This is a genomic window from Sphingobium sp. AS12, assembly GCF_019097845.1.
Taxonomy (GTDB): Bacteria; Pseudomonadota; Alphaproteobacteria; order Sphingomonadales; family Sphingomonadaceae; genus Sphingobium.
Map to the genome: position 1 here is coordinate 820,349 of NZ_JAHRGM010000001.1, position 14,537 is coordinate 834,885.

General features: G+C 62.0%; 14 protein-coding genes and 1 tRNA gene. 4 read left to right on the top strand and 11 right to left on the bottom strand.

Annotated elements, in window-relative coordinates; genetic code table 11:
• Positions 1-5 precede the first annotated feature (5 nt).
• The 7 genes from KRZ98_RS04075 to KRZ98_RS04105 form a co-directional block, all read right to left on the bottom strand.
• Entirely contained in the window at positions 6-1,157 is a 1,152-nt protein-coding gene (locus KRZ98_RS04075; RefSeq protein ID WP_217672337.1) for a GGDEF domain-containing protein, read from the bottom strand.
• A gap of 31 nt (positions 1,158-1,188) precedes the next feature.
• Positions 1,189-3,066 carry a M2 family metallopeptidase gene (locus KRZ98_RS04080; protein ID WP_217672338.1) on the bottom strand — a complete coding sequence of 626 codons (1,878 nt, stop codon included), beginning with the start codon at positions 3,064-3,066 and terminating at the stop codon, positions 1,189-1,191.
• A 54-nt stretch (positions 3,067-3,120) separates the two neighbouring features.
• Entirely contained in the window at positions 3,121-3,882 is a 762-nt protein-coding gene (locus KRZ98_RS04085) for an alpha/beta fold hydrolase (RefSeq protein ID WP_217672339.1), read from the bottom strand.
• A 43-nt stretch (positions 3,883-3,925) separates the two neighbouring features.
• Complete coding sequence (locus tag KRZ98_RS04090; protein WP_217672340.1) at positions 3,926-4,564, bottom strand: DUF2238 domain-containing protein; 639 nt, start codon at positions 4,562-4,564, stop codon at positions 3,926-3,928.
• A gap of 9 nt (positions 4,565-4,573) precedes the next feature.
• Positions 4,574-5,599, bottom strand: coding sequence for an aspartate-semialdehyde dehydrogenase (locus KRZ98_RS04095; protein WP_217672341.1), 1,026 nt, complete (start codon positions 5,597-5,599; stop codon positions 4,574-4,576).
• Between the two features lie 145 nt (positions 5,600-5,744).
• Positions 5,745-7,973, bottom strand: a complete 2,229-nt coding sequence (locus tag KRZ98_RS04100; protein WP_217672436.1) for a S9 family peptidase — start codon at positions 7,971-7,973, stop codon at positions 5,745-5,747.
• A 118-nt stretch (positions 7,974-8,091) separates the two neighbouring features.
• Positions 8,092-8,166, bottom strand: a tRNA-Val gene (locus KRZ98_RS04105).
• Positions 8,167-8,306: 140 nt separating this feature from the next.
• Here KRZ98_RS04105 and KRZ98_RS04110 point away from each other — a divergent pair.
• Positions 8,307-8,423, top strand: a complete 117-nt coding sequence (locus KRZ98_RS04110) for an entericidin A/B family lipoprotein (protein WP_217672342.1) — start codon at positions 8,307-8,309, stop codon at positions 8,421-8,423.
• Positions 8,424-8,439: 16 nt separating this feature from the next.
• Here the strand turns inward: KRZ98_RS04110 and KRZ98_RS04115 are convergent, their stop codons facing one another.
• Positions 8,440-8,628 carry a hypothetical protein gene (locus KRZ98_RS04115; protein ID WP_217672343.1) on the bottom strand — a complete coding sequence of 63 codons (189 nt, stop codon included), beginning with the start codon at positions 8,626-8,628 and terminating at the stop codon, positions 8,440-8,442.
• A gap of 173 nt (positions 8,629-8,801) precedes the next feature.
• Here KRZ98_RS04115 and hslV point away from each other — a divergent pair, with 173 nt between their 5' ends.
• Together hslV and hslU are read left to right on the top strand one after the other, a co-directional pair.
• On the top strand, positions 8,802-9,368 hold the full coding sequence (gene hslV, locus KRZ98_RS04120; RefSeq protein ID WP_294134751.1) for an ATP-dependent protease subunit HslV: 567 nt from the start codon (positions 8,802-8,804) through the stop codon (positions 9,366-9,368).
• A gap of 102 nt (positions 9,369-9,470) precedes the next feature.
• A complete protein-coding gene (gene hslU / locus KRZ98_RS04125) occupies positions 9,471-10,772 on the top strand; it encodes an ATP-dependent protease ATPase subunit HslU (RefSeq protein ID WP_217672344.1) in 1,302 nt (433 codons plus the stop codon).
• 108 nt (positions 10,773-10,880) lie between these two features.
• On the opposite strand, the gene proS is transcribed toward hslU, so the two are convergent.
• The 3 genes from proS to phaR form a co-directional block, all read right to left on the bottom strand.
• The gene (proS, locus tag KRZ98_RS04130; protein WP_217672345.1) at positions 10,881-12,407 is read right to left on the bottom strand and encodes a proline--tRNA ligase; all 1,527 of its coding nucleotides are present in this window, start codon (positions 12,405-12,407) and stop codon (positions 10,881-10,883) included.
• Between the two features lie 87 nt (positions 12,408-12,494).
• Entirely contained in the window at positions 12,495-12,839 is a 345-nt protein-coding gene (locus KRZ98_RS04135) for a hypothetical protein (RefSeq protein ID WP_217672346.1), read from the bottom strand.
• Positions 12,840-12,846: 7 nt separating this feature from the next.
• Complete coding sequence (gene phaR / locus KRZ98_RS04140; RefSeq protein ID WP_217672347.1) at positions 12,847-13,437, bottom strand: polyhydroxyalkanoate synthesis repressor PhaR; 591 nt, start codon at positions 13,435-13,437, stop codon at positions 12,847-12,849.
• On the opposite strand from phaR, the gene KRZ98_RS04145 reads away from it, so the two are divergent.
• Complete coding sequence (locus KRZ98_RS04145) at positions 13,436-14,524, top strand: alpha/beta hydrolase (RefSeq protein WP_254798045.1); 1,089 nt, start codon at positions 13,436-13,438, stop codon at positions 14,522-14,524. The genes phaR and KRZ98_RS04145 overlap by 2 nt on opposite strands.
• Positions 14,525-14,537: the final 13 nt, after the last annotated feature.

Below are 14,537 nucleotides of genomic sequence, written 5' to 3' on the forward strand. Positions count from 1 at the left end.
AAGGCTCAGGCCGCGTTGCGCCAGATAGCGACACGGTCCTTGCCGTCGCGCTTGGCATCGTAGAGCGCAGCGTCGGCGCGAGCGACCATGTCGTCCAGTTTCTCGTCGTCTGCCTGCAATTCCGCCACGCCGAAACTGGCGCGGAGTTGCGCGCGTGGGGCATTGGGCAGAATCAGGCATGTTATTTCCGCGCGCACCCGCTCCATGACGTCAGCCGCCGCCGCCGCCTCGGTTTCCACCAGCAGCAGGCCGAATTCATCGCCGCCCATGCGCGCTACGATGTCGCCGCGCCGGACCGCACTGGTCAACAACTGGGCAAAGCCGCGCAGGGCCGCGTCGCCTGCGATATGGCCATGACCGTCATTCAGCGCCTTGAACCCGTCAAGATCGCACACCACCAGCGCCAGCGGCCGGTTGTAACGCCGGGCATTGGCGATGGCGCGCGCCGCCGCCTCGTCCAGTCCGCGCCGATTCAGCACATTGGTCAGCGGATCATGCCGCATCTGCCGCCGCAACTGATGCGCCAGATCGCCTGCTACCACCATGACGGCAGCCACGCCGGTGCCGACATAGATGGATGGCAGACCAAGCCCCAATATGGCCCGATAGGCCGCAAGCCCTGCGCCGGGTGCCCGCCCCAGATCGGCGGCGGCACTGATGGCAAGCGCGGACTGAAACAGCGCGAACAGCAGGAACATCGTGAAAAACGCGATCTCAGGCGCATTGAACCGCCGTCCCTGCGGCCAGAGCGAGGCGGCCGACCAGAGCATCAAGATGCCGACATAACCCGGCACGATCATGCCCTGGAGCGATCGATCATGGATCATCGCCGCATAGATGCCGCCTGCCGCCACCACGCAACCAGCGCCGATTATCGATCGCCATGGGATGTTTTGCGTCGATCGCTGGCGAACGCCGACCAGAACCAGCGTGCCGCTGACGATGATGCACACCGCCGCCAGCGCCATGAGTGGCCCGCTTTTCAGGGCAATGCCACCAGCATTGGCGATCCACTGGATCATCGCCGCACCGTAGGACAGCGCCCAGCTCAACACATGCCGCTGCCGCCCGAAGTGCAGCCACGCTACCCCCATCGCCAGCGCCATGATGACGCTGGTGAAGAAGAGTAAAGCAATGATGATAATCGCCGGGTCCACGGGCGGGGCCTTTACTGACTTTAGTTGGCGATTACCAGCCGCATGACTTGCCCTTATTCTGCTGGACCAGCCATTTCTGCAACGGCGCAAAATAGGCGGTCATGGCCTTGCCTGAAATCTCGCGCGTGCCGGTAAACGCCTGCAACGCATCGGGCCAGGGCTTGGACGCACCCATTTCCAGCATCGCATTGAGTTTGGCCCCTACATCCTTGTTTCCATAGAAGGAACAGCGGTGCAGTGGCCCCTTCCAGCCCGCCTGTTTGCAGGCCGCCTCATAAAATTGCTGCTGCAAAATGCCCGCCAGGAAATAGCGGGTATAGGGCGTGTTGCCGGGAATATGGAATTTGGCCCCCGCGTCGAACTTCGTTTCATCGCGGGATACGGGCGGGACAATGCCCTGATACTGGCGGCGCAGGTCCGTCCAGCCCTTCTCATACTGGCTCTGCGGGATTGTGCCGTTGAATACACCCCAGCGCCACTTGTCCACCAGCAGGCCGAACGGCAGGAAAGCGACCTTGTCCATCGCCTGCCGCAGCAGCAGGCCGATATCCTTGTCCGGCCCCGGCACCTTGGCGGCGTCCAGCAGGCCGATCTTCACCAGATAATCGGGCGTGATCGACAGGGCGACAAAATCGCCAATCGCTTCATGGAAGCCATCATTGGCGCCGTCCAGATAGAGCGGCTTCTGCTTCTGATAGGCGCGCTGGTAATAATTATGGCCCAGTTCATGATGGATGGTCACGAAGTCGTCGCTGTTGACCTTCGTGCACATTTTGACGCGAATATCGTCTTTATTGTCGAGATCCCAAGCCGACGCATGGCAGACGACTTCGCGGTCCAGCGGCTTGATGAACTGGGTCCGGTCCCAGAAGGTCGCGGGCAGCGGCGCAAAGCCCAGCGAGGAATAGAAACCCTCGCCAATCTTGAACATCTGCTTTTCCCAATAGCCGCGCCGCTGCTGTTCGGGTGTGTCGGGCGTATCGACCTGACCGGGGCGGGTTTCGACATAGCCCTTGGCCTTCAGCAATTCGCCCACATCATAACCCAGATCGCCCGCACCCTTGGGCGCCACGACATCATAGATATTGCCCCAGGACTGCGCCCACATATTGCCGAGAAGGTCGGCACGGATTGGCCCTGACGCCGGTTGCACCACTTCGCCATATTTCTCGTTCAGCTTGGTGCGGGTATAGCAATGCAGCTGGTCATAGAGCGGCTTGACCTCCGCCCAGATCTTGTCGGTCAGCTTCGCAAAATCATCGGCAGGCATGTCATATTTGGACCGCCACATCGCCCCGGTATCGGCAAAGCCCAGTTCCTTTGCCCCGGCATTGGCAATGTCGACCAGCTTGGCATAATCGCCCCGCATCGGCGCACCGACATTGTCGTGCCAGCTGACCCACATTTCCTTCAGCTCTTCGGGGTTACGGTTATTCCCCATCTGCTCTTCAATGTCGCTGCCGTTGATCGGCTGGCCTTTCAGCGTCCCCTTGCCCTTGCCATAGGCCGACTGGAGCCGGGTCGCGAGATCGTTCAGTTCCTGCGCCGCGCCCGGCGCAGTCGGCGCGGGCAGCGTCAGCGCGGTGCGCAGCAGGTCGAGGCGGCGCTTCGTTTCCACCGACAGGCCCGGCACGGTCGCATATTTGGCGGCTTGCAGTGCATAATCGACATTCATCGACGTGCGGATCGCGCCGAAATAGGCGGCGACCGCGTCGCTATCGTCGCTCAGATAGGTGGAATTGACCCACTCGGCGCGGCTGGAGATCAGCGAATGATCGAACATCGCCTTTTCCGCCTTGGCGAGGAACGCTTCGGCCTCAGCTGCTGTGGGCGCAGGAGCCTGCTGAGCAAAGACGGGCGATGCAGTAAGCGCGGCCGCAAGTGCGGCAAGCGAGATGGCGATTTTCATGGGAATTCCCCTCATAGACTTATGAGGGGAAGGTGACTTGGCCGGGCGATACAGTCAAGCAGTCAGGAAATCGACCATCGCCTGCCCCATTTCCTTGCGGGTGACGGCGTTCATATGATTGCCCGGTATCTCGACATAGCGACCATTGGGCAGCAGGTCGGCCAGTTCCTGCGCCACGCCATTGTCCCGGTCATCCGCGCCGCAGATGATCTCGGCCGGCTGCTGGATCGCCGCGATCGTCTCGCGCGGCGTATCGACAAAGGTATTCAGGATATGCAGCATCGCCACCGGATCGCCCTTGGTGGTCTTGAGGAAGGCCTCTGTCATCCATTCCGACGTGCCACGCTCGAACGTGCCAAGGTTATTGAGGACATTCCTGTAATAGCCGCCCTTGTCGAGCGTCTGCACCAGCCCGCGCAGCCCCATCCCCGCCAGGATCACGCGGCGCGGCCTCGCCCCGCGCGCCAGCATCCGCACACTCGTCCGCGCACCCAGCGAATAGCCGCCCAGATCATAGTCAGTCAGTTCCAGCTGCTCGACCAAAGACAGCCCGTCATCGGTCAGCGCGTCCGGCGGATAGGCGGCGATATCGTGCGGCTTCCCACTCTCCCCATGGCCGCGCAGGTCCGGCATGATCAGACGAAAACCGGCCTCCACCAGTTTCGCGACATGACCGTAACGAATCCAGTTAGTGTAGGCATTGGAGAAATAGCCGTGGATCAGCACCAGATCCCGACCCTCCCCCACCATATGAACCGTGATCGGCAGACCATCGAAACCTTTGATCTCATGGCGTTCGATCGGCAGGTCGGTCATCGGGGCAAATCCTTACACAGCGGCGACGCTTGCCGATATGGCGTCAGGCGCGGCGGCGCAAGAGCGCGATGAGCGCCAGCGCGCTGCCCTGCTGCGCAACGGCCATGTCCTTTTGCGCATCCCAGACATCACCCTGCTGACCATTATAATAGTCTGCCGTCTCGCCCGCCGCGATGAGGGTCAGCAGCAATTCAAATATTTCGTAGAGCGCGCTGCCAAGGCCAATGGCAGTAAAGGCGAAGGCAAGGCTCCAGCCATGGCGCAATCCCCCGAAGCGATGCGCGCTCTGGGCCAATGGCGCCGTAAGAAGTGCGCCAAAAGCGAAATGGACCAACCGGTCATAGCCGTTGCGCGAAGTCCCGAAAACCGAGGACAGATCATATCCAACCAGCGCCCGCGCCCAATCATCGTAAGGGACGTAAGAATATATCCAGCGTGCGCCCAGCGTATGGAGCAAAAGGAACAGCCAGATACAGCCTGTCGCGCCGTTGGACAGGGGCCAGCGCCGCAACAGCCAGGGCGTAGCGAGTAAAAGCGCGACGGTCGGCCCATGCTGAAGTGGGGCTAGGTCGGGATAGGGTTGCGCAATGTTGGCAAGGCCGATCGCAACGGCCAGAGACAGGATCATCCGGCGCTGCGGATCTGGAAGGACTTTCCAATATGCAGCAGCGCCGGAGATCATCGGGCTTTCTCAGCCCTTCTTGAGGTGGCGACGGCCCAGCAGTTCGGCGATCTGCACCGCATTCAGCGCCGCGCCTTTGCGCAGATTGTCGCTGACGCACCAGAGCGAAATGCCGCTGTCGACCGTCGGATCCTCACGCACGCGGCTGATGAAGGTCGCGAAGTCGCCGACACATTCGATCGGAGTGATGTAACCACCATCCTCGCGCTTATCGACCAGCATGATGCCGGGGGCTTCACGCAGGATATCCTGCGCTTCCTTGGCGCTGATTTCCTTCTCGAACTCGATGTTGATCGCTTCGGAGTGCCCCACGAACACCGGCACGCGCACGCAGGTTGCGGTCAGCTTGATCTTGGGATCGAGGATCTTCTTGGTTTCCGCGACCATTTTCCATTCTTCCTTGGTCGACCCATCGTCCAGGAAAACGTCGATATGCGGGATCACGTTGAAGGCGATCTGCTTGGTGAACTTCTTTGGCTCCGCCGGATCGCCCACGAAGATGTTGCGCGACTGTTCGAACAATTCGTCCATGCCCGCCTTGCCTGCGCCGGACACCGACTGATAGGTCGAGACGACCACGCGCTTGATGATCGCGGCGTCATGTAGCGGCTTCAACGCCACCACCATCTGCGCAGTCGAGCAGTTGGGATTGGCGATGATGTTGCGCTTGGTATAGCCGTCGATCGCGTCCGGGTTCACTTCGGGCACGATCAGCGGTACGTCCGGGTCCATGCGGTAGAGCGAGCTATTGTCGATCACGACGCAGCCGGCCGCCGCTGCCTTGGGCGCATATTCAGCGGTCGGGCCGCTGCCCGCCGCGAACAGGGCGATGTCCCAGCCGGTAAAGTCGAAATGTTCGATATTCTGGCATTTGATCGTCTTGCCGCTGTCACCGAAATCGACGGTCAGCCCCTGCGAGCGCGACGATGCGACCGCGGCGATCTCGTCAATCGGGAACTCGCGCTCGGCGAGAATGGTCAGCATTTCGCGGCCCACATTCCCGGTGGCACCTACGACGACGACCCTGTAACCCATGACTGAACACTCCACTCCGATGCAGATATTGCGGAGTGCGCGCCATAGCGGCGTTGCGCCATTTGTCCAGTGGCAAGCCCTTTGTTGCGCAAAAGGCCAGCTTTTGACGCTGGACGTTGCCAGGATGCGGCAACGTCCTTGCCGCCTATGGCTTGGTTGCGTCAGGCGACACGCCGCGCCGCGCCAGGAAATCCTCGATCGTGCGCCACAGATGGACGCTGATCCCCGGCCCGCCGACGCGATGGGTCTGGCCCGGATAGGCCATCATCTCGAACGGCGCCGCCGCGCTTTGCATCTTCGCCATCAGCGCGGTGGCATTGTCGAACACCACATTATCATCGGACATGCCATGGATCAGCAGCAGTGGATCGCTGATCTTCACCGCCTCCTCGATCGCGCCGGATGCCGGATAGGCATTCACCTTGTCCTGCGGCATCCCCAGATAGCGTTCGGTATAATGGGTATCATACAGTTCCCACTTCGTCACCGGCGCACCCGCGATCGCCGCCGCAAACACGCCCGGCGCTTTCTCCAACAGCTTCAGCGACATATAGCCGCCATAGGACCAGCCATAGGTCGCGATCCTCTTGGGATCGACGAACGGTTGGGCCTTGAGCCAATCGACGCCCGCCAATTGATCTGCCACCTCGACCGTCCCCATGGCGCGATAGAGATGATCCTCGAACGCCTTGCCACGATCGGGCGTGCCGCGATTATCGACCGCAAAGACGATCCAGCCTCGATCGACCAGATATTGGTTCAGCGCCCCGGACCATGTGTTGGTCACCTGCCGCCCGCCACCTGGCCCGCCATAGTGGATCATGAACACGGGATAGCGTTTCCCCGGCTCCATCGCCGGGGTCATGATCTTGGTATAGAGCGTCGTGCCGTCCTTGGCCCTGATCGTGCCGAACCGGGTTTTGACATGGCTCCCCAGATAGGGCGCATAAGGATGATCGCCCTTCAGCGCGTTTTCCGACAACCATTGCAATTGCTTGCCGCTACTGTCGGCCAGATAAACCTGCTTGGGCTGATCGCTATTCTGGCGGGTGATGACGATCCGGCTTGCCGCGCCATCCATCACCGCGTCATTCCACCAGCCGCTGGTCGTGATCTGACGCGGCGGCGCGGACTTGCCGATCGGCGCGCTGTAGAACTGCTGCTCTAGCGGGGTTTCGCGATTGCCGGTGAAATAGGCCAGCCCCGCCTTCTCATCGACCGCCACCAGCGTCTTGACCTCCCAGTCGCCGCTGGTCAGCGCCGTCCATTTGCCATCGTGAACCCGGTAGAGATGGCCATGGCCGCTCTTTTCCGACCACCACAGGAAATCGCCGCCTGCCAGCGGATGGAAATTGTCGCTGAGGTTGATCCAGCTTTTGGCCATTTCAGTGAGGACGATTTTCGCCTTGCCGGTGGCCGGATCGACCGCCAGCAGGTCGAGCCGCTTCTGGTCGCGCGTCTCGCGCTGGACATACAGAGTCCGGCCATCCTTCGCCCAATCGAACCGCGCCAGATAGATGTCGCGATCCGGCCCCAGATCGACCTTCACCTGCCCCGACCCGTCAGGCTTCATGACATAGAGATCGACGATGGCGTTGGGTGTCCCGGCAGCGGGATAGCGCTGCTGATAAACCTTCGTCCCCTCCCCGCCGATCGCTGTGCGGGTGACGATGCCGACCGGGCTTTCATCCACCCGCGCGACCGCAATCAGGGCATCGTCGGGCGACCACCAATAACCAGTCCGCCGGTCCATTTCCTCCTGCGCGACAAATTCGGCGACACCCCAACTAACGGTATCGCTGGCCCCCTGCGTCACCTGCCGTTCCGTCCCGCCGATCGGCTGCACGAACAAATTGCCCCCGCGCACGAAGGACACGAAGCCGCCCTTGGGGCTGACCACGCCATTCAATTCGCCGTCGGGTGTGTCGGTCAGTCGCTGCACCTTGCCATCCAGCGCGGCGAGATAAAGATCGCCATCAACCGGCACCAGGATGGACTTGCCATCGGGCGACCAGTCATAGCTGGTAATGCCGCTGCTGCCCGCAACCGAGCGGTCCCGCTCCCGCTGCATCTTTTCCGCTTCGGACAGGGCTGCGCCGCTGCCGGTCTTGCGCGAATCGACCAGCATCCGCTGTTTGCCCGTGCGCGTGTCGATCGCCCACAGGTCGAGCCGCTCCTTCTCATCCGCGCGCGGCTTGAGCAGGGTGACAAGCGCACCATCCGGCGACAATTTGAGCGCGCGCGGCTGCGGCCCGGCCAGGTCGGGGCTGGCAAAGACCCGTTCGAGCGTCAGCGTCTCCTGCGCAATGGCTGGCATGGTTGACAGCATGAGCAGCGCGCCAAAGGCAGCGCTAGATTTCCAATAGGGAGGCATCGACATCCTTTCAGGTCGGCAACCGCACGTGACGCCGGATCAAGGGCGAAGATTAGCCCGATGAGACTGAAAAGATCAATGGAGGGAAATAATCTGTCCCGACCATGGCGCTTTGCCATGGTGGGCGCGGTAGGGATTGAACCTACGACCCCACCCGTGTGAAGGGTGTGCTCTACCACTGAGCTACGCGCCCCCTGTCGGGAGGAGGCGGCCATTGGCATCGCTGGCGCGCCCTGTCAAGCGCGGGGGCTTCCCGTCCCGCAAATTGCGCCTTTGCACTGCGTCGCGCACACGCTTAAAACGGCCCCGCCACAAATATGGAGTTACGGATTGATGCGTAAAGCGCTGTTTCTGGTGATTTTGGCCACGCTGGCCGCGTGCAACACGGTGCAGGGTGTGGGTCGCGATATCGAGTCCGTCGGTCGCGCCGGGAAAGACGCAATGCGCTGACCAAATAGTCGGTGAATTATTGCAACACGCGCCCGATGGCTGTCGCATTTTTCCGCAGACGGACGCCGTCGCACCCCGGTTCGCCACAGTTGCAGGCTTCAATCGTGTAGCGAACGCCACACATGACCAATATGTCATGATCGAAACTATAGTTGGAAATGCCCGCGCGCTCCACCTTTTCCTGAGCCATAGCCTTGAGAGTCATGCGAGTCCCCCCGTAAATGCGGACGCTGATGATTGATGTTGCGATGCACAATGTCAATTGATCGACATTTGTTCCTGAACGAATTGTCAGAATATTGTCGCCAAAATGCAACGCTTCGCCGTCCCTACCAAGGTGACTTGCACCACACGGCACAGCGTCCCATATGCCGCCCCATGAACGACCATAACAGCAGCGCCATGCCGGTCTGGCATGGCACCACCATCATGTCCGTGCGCAAGAATGGAAAGGTCGTCGTCGCTGGCGATGGCCAGGTTTCCATGGGCCAGACGGTGATGAAGCCCAACGCGCGCAAGGTGCGCCGCCTGCACGACGGCAGCGTCATTGGCGGCTTTGCCGGGGCGACTGCCGACGCATTCACCCTGTTCGAGCGGCTGGAGGCGAAGCTGGAACGCCATAATGGCCAGTTGATGCGATCCGCCGTGGAATTGGCCAAGGACTGGCGCACCGACAAATATTTGCGGAACCTGGAAGCGATGATGATCGTCGCGGACAAGGATGTGACCCTGATCCTGACCGGCAATGGCGATGTGCTGGAGCCGGTGAACGGCGTCGCCGCGATCGGATCGGGCGGCAATTTCGCCCTCGCCGCCGCCCGCGCGCTGGTCGATTATGAGGCGGACGCCGAAACGCTGGCGCGCAAGGCCATGGCCGTGGCGGCGGACATCTGCGTCTATACCAATGATCAGCTGACCATAGAAACGCTGGACAGCGCTGCTTGAATTCCCCTCACGCTTGCGGGAGGGGTTAGGAGAGGCCTGTAACGGCGTTCCTCGGCATGCCCTCCCCCGACCCCTCCCTGAAGGGAGGGGAGAAGGACCGAAATGAACGACAATCTGACCCCCAAAGCCATCGTCGCCGCGCTCGACGCGCATATCATCGGCCAGCATGACGCCAAGCGCGCCGTCGCGGTAGCCCTGCGCAATCGCTGGCGGCGCCAGCATCTGCCCGATGACCTGCGTGACGAGGTGACGCCCAAGAATATCCTGATGATCGGGCCGACCGGCTGCGGCAAGACCGAGATCAGCCGTCGCCTTGCAAGACTTGCCGACGCCCCCTTCGTCAAGGTCGAGGCCACCAAGTTCACCGAGGTCGGCTATGTCGGCCGCGACGTTGAGCAAATCGTCCGCGACCTGGTCGAGGAAGCCGTGCGGCTGGAAAAGGACCGCCGCCGCGAAGCCGTGCGCGAGGCCGCGTCGGAGGCCGCCATGGCCCGTCTGCTCGACGCATTGACCGGCAAGGAAGCCAGCGAGGCCACCCGCCTCTCCTTCCGCCAGAAGATCGAACAGCATCAGATGAACGATGTCGAGGTCGAGGTGGAAGTCGCCGACAGCCCCTCCATGCCGATGGAAATCCCCGGCATGGGCGGTCAGGTCGGCATGATCAACCTGTCCGACATGATGTCCAAGGCGTTCGGCCAGCAGCAGAAAAAGCGTCGCAAGATGCGGGTTGCCGATGCGTGGGACAAGCTGGTCGAGGAAGAGCAGGACAAGCGCTTGGATCAGGACGATGTCGCCCGCGTCGCCATCACCAGCGCCGAGCAGAATGGCATCGTGTTCCTCGACGAAATCGACAAGATCGCGGTCAGCGACGTGCGCGGCGGGTCCGTCAGCCGCGAGGGCGTGCAGCGCGACCTGCTACCCCTGATCGAAGGCACGACCGTCTCGACCAAATATGGCCCGCTCAAGACCGACCATATTCTCTTCATCGCGTCCGGCGCGTTCCACGTCGCCAAACCCAGTGACCTGCTTCCCGAACTTCAGGGCCGCCTGCCGATCCGCGTCGAGCTAAAGGCGCTGACCGAGGAAGATTTCGTCGCGATCCTCTCCGACACCAAGGCGAGCCTCGTCGCGCAATATCGCGCGCTGCTGGCCACCGAGGAGGTGACGATAGACCTGACGCCAGAGGGCATCCGCGCGGTCGCTCGCATCGCCGCCGAAGTGAATGGCGAAGTCGAAAATATCGGCGCCCGCCGCCTCCAGACAGTGATGGAAAAGCTGCTGGAAGATGTGAGCTTCGAAGCCGAGGACCGCCGCGGCGAAACGCTGGTGATCGACGCCGCCTATGTGGAGAAGCAGTTGAGCGCGATCGCGCACGACACCGATTTGAGTAAATATGTGTTGTAGGCAAAGATAAATGTGTTCCCGCGCAGGCGGGAAGCCAGTCCCGGCCCGTTATCATACGCTACCGTTGGAACTGGGCTCCCGCCTGCGCGGGAGCACCTAATTTTCGGCTCAATAACTCCGCCCGACCAGCACCCGCTCGACCGCCGTCTCGCCGGTAAACACACACACACCGTCAGCGGCCTCCGCATCATTCGGCACATTGCGCAGCGTCAGCTTCTCGCCCTTGAGCCACTGCACCACCTTGTCCAGCGCTTCGCCGGTCGGCTTGGCCCATTGCACCAGCGCCCAGCCGGGCTTGGTGCTGGCGTTGAAATAGGCCTTGAGCGCATCGATGTCGGTGATCGACTTGTCGATACTGCCGTCCAGTCGCGCCTTGGCGTCCGCAAACAGCGATGCCTGCACATCCTCCAGCATCGCCACCGCACCCGCGACGAAGTCACCCTTGGCAACGATCTGACTGTCCAGTTTGCCGTCGGGCCGATAGAGGCGGTCGCGGCGGATGACCGACACATTGCTGCCCGCGACATCGCGACCGCCAACCTCGATCACGATCGGCGCGCCCTTCTTGACCCAGCCCCAGCGCTTGGTCGCCGCCTTGGCCGGGCGACGGTCGAGCAGCGCGCGCACCGGCTCACGAAATACATCCAGCCCGTTGAGCTTCTCCACCAGATCGGCGCAATAATCGACGATCGCAGCGTCCTCTTCGGTGTCGCGCAGCATCGGCACCACAACCACCTGATAGGGCGCAACACGCGGCGGCACCCGCAGCCCGTCATCGTCGCCATGGACCATGATCAGGCCGCCGATCATCCGGGTGGACATGCCCCAGCTGGTCGTCTGCGCCAGTTCCTGCGCGCCTTCGCTATTCTGGAACTTGATATTCTGCGCGGCCGAGAAGGTCGTACCCAGGAAGTGCGACGTGCCGGCCTGCAACGCCTTGCCGTCCTGCATGATCGCTTCGATCGAGTAAGTGGCGACCGCACCGGGGAAGCGTTCATTCTCCGGCTTTTCGCCGGCCACCACCGGCATGGCAACGCAATCCTCCGCAAAGCTGCGATAGACTTCCAGCATCTTCATCGTCTCTTCCATCGCCTCATCGACAGTGGCGTGGGCGGTGTGGCCTTCCTGCCAGAGGAATTCGGTGGTCCGCAGGAACATGCGGGTCCGCATTTCCCAGCGCACGACATTGGCCCACTGATTGATGAGGACAGGCAGGTCGCGCCATGACTGGACCCAGCGGCTGAATGCTGCGCCGATCACCGTTTCCGATGTAGGGCGCACGACCAGCGGCTCCTCCAGCTTCGCTTCGGGATCGGGCACCAGCTTGCCATCCTTCTGGATCAGCCGGTGATGAGTGACGACCGCCATTTCCTTGGCAAAGCCATCGACATGCTCGGCTTCCTTCTCGAAATAGCTTAAGGGGATGAACAGCGGGAAGTAGCAATTTTCATGCCCCGTCGCCTTGATCCGCGCGTCGAGCAGGGTCTGGATGCGTTCCCAGATGCCATAGCCCCATGGCCGGATGACCATGCAGCCGCGCACGCCGCTTTCCTCGGCCAGGTCAGCCTCCGAAATGACGGCCTGATACCAGGCGGAGAAATCCTGTTCGCGGGTGACGGAAAGGGCATGTTTCACGGGAATGGCTTGCCTGCTGTAGGGAATGGATCGGCGCGCAATAGGCCATGCGCGCCGTCCCCGTCCACCCCCGACGCACATTGACGTTCAGCTAACGGCGACACCCAGTTTTTCGAGCCAGACGCGCGCCTGTTTCGGCTCGCCCGGCGCGTCAGACGCCACCGGGCCGCGCGCGGCGAGAAAGGACTGGTGCAGCGCAAACGGCTCCAGCCCCAATTGATCCCGCAGATTGTCGATGTCAGCCGCCAGTTCATCCAGCGCAGCCACGACCGGCGCGGCCTTGGCGCGGGCCGCCCGGTCGGGCTTATGATCGAACAGACCCCACACCCCGCCTGCCGTGACCTGAAGCGCCGCGATCAGCGCCGCGTCATAGTCGGCTTCCAGCTCGACCCGCCGCACATCCAGTCGTTCCAGCCGGTCGGCCTTTGCCATTTGGGGTTCAGCCCAGCTTGTCGATCTTGGCATTGAGCGCGGCAAGCTGCGCTTTCAGCACCGCGATCTCATCGTCCTTTTCGGCTTCGGCTGGGGTCGCCACACCGGGCATGCCCGGCATACCGGGAACGCCCGGCATCAGCCCGCCAGCGCCCTTGAACGCGCTGGTCGCCGCTTCGAACATCTGCATGTTGCGCTTGGCGATCTCGGCCAGTGGGCCGCCGCCGAATGCGCCCTGCATCGCTTCCTGAAACTGCAACTGGTTCTTGCGGAACGCATCCATCGACGCTTCGAGATATTGCGGCACCATCGATTGCATCGAATCGCCATACATGGAGATCAGCTGACGCAGGAAATTCACCGGCAGCATATTTTCGCCGCGCTGTTCTTCTTCCATGATGATCTGGGTCAGGACATTATGGGTGATGTCCTCGCCGCTCTTGGCATCAACCACCGTGAACTCGCGGCCCTCGCGCGTCATCTGCGACAACAGATCAAGGGTGATGTAACTGGACGTTTCGGTGTTATAAAGCCGCCGGTTAGCGTATTTCTTGATCACCACCGGCTCTGATTCATTAGCCGCTTTAGATTTGGCCATGGACACCTCTCCCGCACCTGCACACTCCTCAATAGCACAGGGCGTTGCCGCACCGCAACATGGCCCAAGGCCTTTACCCCTTTTTCTCAACATTTTATGGCGCGAAACAGAGGGCGATCCAGAGCTGCGCAAGCGCGCCTTCATCGGCCTGCGCCGCTACCAGCAGGCGCAGCGCCCCGCCCCGCCGCCTGCCCCCGCCAGCATGGCGCAGGTCGGCAGCGCGCGGCTGCTGCGCTATGGTGTTGATAATGGCCGCGCGCCGGTGGTTTTCGTGCCCTCGCTCATCAATCCGCCGCAGGTGCTGGACCTGTCCGAACGCAGATCTTTGCTGCGCCACATGGCTTCAGCAGGACATGACGCCTGGCTGGTCGACTGGGGCAGTCCGTCGGCGCAGGATGCGATGATGGGGCTGGATGGCCACATCACTGACCGGCTTTTGCCATTGATAGCCTCCCTGCCGCGACCTCCCATATTGGTGGGCTATTGCCTGGGCGGCACGCTGGCGCTGGGAGCCGCCATGCTGCACCCGATGCAGGCGGTGGCGACGATCGCTTCCCCCTGGCGATTCGACGGTTTCAGCGGCGCCGACCGGCAGGAAATCAGCGCCCTGTGGCGCGGCGCCAAGCCGATGTGCGATCGACTGGGCTATGTGCCGATGGAAGTGCTGCAATCGGGTTTCTGGGCGATGGACCCGGCGCGCACGATCCGCAAATTCGCCGCTTTTGCCGATGTTGCGGCGGGATCGGACGGGGAGCGTGCCTTCATGGCCGTGGAGGATTGGGCCAATGGCGGGCCACCGCTGACCTATGCGGCGGGACGCGAGCTGTTCGATGACCTCTATGCCGGTAACGCCAGCGGAGAGGGACGCTGGCGTGTCGGCGGCCAGACAGTCGATCCGCAGGCGCTTGGCTGCCCGACCCTGTCGATCCGCTCGACGACGGATCGCATCGTCCCTGCCGCCGCTTCGACCCAATTGGCTACAGACTGGCAATTCAAACTGGGTCATGTCGGCATGGTCGTGGGTGGACAGGCGCGCGAAACGCTGTGGTTTCCTCTGTCCCAATGGCTTTCCAGCCATGGCGGATGATGCTATGTGCGCC

Bases quoted from the DNA above. Each gene is read 5' to 3' on its own strand.
- KRZ98_RS04115 (WP_217672343.1), bottom strand. From the start codon at position 8,628: ATGACTCTCAAGGCTATGGCTCAGGAAAAGGTGGAGCGCGCGGGCATT.
- KRZ98_RS04110 (WP_217672342.1), top strand. From the start codon at position 8,307: ATGCGTAAAGCGCTGTTTCTGGTGATTTTGGCCACGCTGGCCGCGTGC.
- KRZ98_RS04135 (WP_217672346.1), bottom strand. From the start codon at position 12,839: ATGGCAAAGGCCGACCGGCTGGAACGACTGGATGTGCGGCGGGTCGAG.
- KRZ98_RS04090 (WP_217672340.1), bottom strand. From the start codon at position 4,564: ATGATCTCCGGCGCTGCTGCATATTGGAAAGTCCTTCCAGATCCGCAG.
- phaR (WP_217672347.1), bottom strand. From the start codon at position 13,437: ATGGCCAAATCTAAAGCGGCTAATGAATCAGAGCCGGTGGTGATCAAG.
- KRZ98_RS04100 (WP_217672436.1), bottom strand. From the start codon at position 7,973: ATGCCTCCCTATTGGAAATCTAGCGCTGCCTTTGGCGCGCTGCTCATG.
- KRZ98_RS04095 (WP_217672341.1), bottom strand. From the start codon at position 5,599: ATGGGTTACAGGGTCGTCGTCGTAGGTGCCACCGGGAATGTGGGCCGC.
- KRZ98_RS04080 (WP_217672338.1), bottom strand. From the start codon at position 3,066: ATGAAAATCGCCATCTCGCTTGCCGCACTTGCGGCCGCGCTTACTGCA.
- hslU (WP_217672344.1), top strand. From the start codon at position 9,471: ATGAACGACAATCTGACCCCCAAAGCCATCGTCGCCGCGCTCGACGCG.
- KRZ98_RS04085 (WP_217672339.1), bottom strand. From the start codon at position 3,882: ATGACCGACCTGCCGATCGAACGCCATGAGATCAAAGGTTTCGATGGT.
- hslV (WP_294134751.1), top strand. From the start codon at position 8,802: ATGAACGACCATAACAGCAGCGCCATGCCGGTCTGGCATGGCACCACC.
- KRZ98_RS04145 (WP_254798045.1), top strand. From the start codon at position 13,436: ATGGACACCTCTCCCGCACCTGCACACTCCTCAATAGCACAGGGCGTT.